Source organism: Deinococcus pimensis DSM 21231, from assembly GCF_000519345.1.
In the GTDB taxonomy this organism is placed as follows: domain Bacteria; phylum Deinococcota; class Deinococci; order Deinococcales; family Deinococcaceae; genus Deinococcus_A; species Deinococcus_A pimensis.
The window spans coordinates 35,106-35,483 of the sequence record NZ_KI912617.1; the positions used below are offsets into that span (position 1 = coordinate 35,106).

The following is a 378-nucleotide window of genomic DNA, read 5'->3' on the forward strand; positions in this document are numbered from 1 at the left end:
GACCTTCACGAGGGCGGCGCCGAGCTCAACCTCACCGCCTGCGTCGAGGAGGGCGCCGCGTGGTGGTTCCTCACGGACCGCCTCGACGCGGAGTTCGTGCTGCCCGCGTGAGGGTGACCCTGCGCTCCATGACCACGGACGACCTGCCGAGCGTCGTGACGTGGAGCCGGGACCGGGAGTTCTGCCTCGCCACGGACTGGACGCCGGACCTGCCGCCCGCCACGGTCCTCGCGTGGTGGGAGGGCGTGCTCGCGTCGGTCGGGCCGGACTTCCGCCGCTGGGGCGTGGAGGTGGACGGGCGGCTCGTGGGCTACACGGACCTCGCGGGCATCGAGGAGGGCGTGGGCCGCGCGAGCTTCGGCATCGCCATCGGCGAGC

Annotated in this window: 1 protein-coding gene; it reads left to right on the plus strand. The window is 74.1% G+C overall.

Annotated features, from left to right (window positions below):
* Positions 1–128 precede the first annotated feature (128 nt).
* A partial coding sequence (locus DEIPI_RS38610; protein ID WP_045233384.1) for a GNAT family N-acetyltransferase occupies positions 129–378 on the plus strand: 250 nt, incomplete at its 3' end.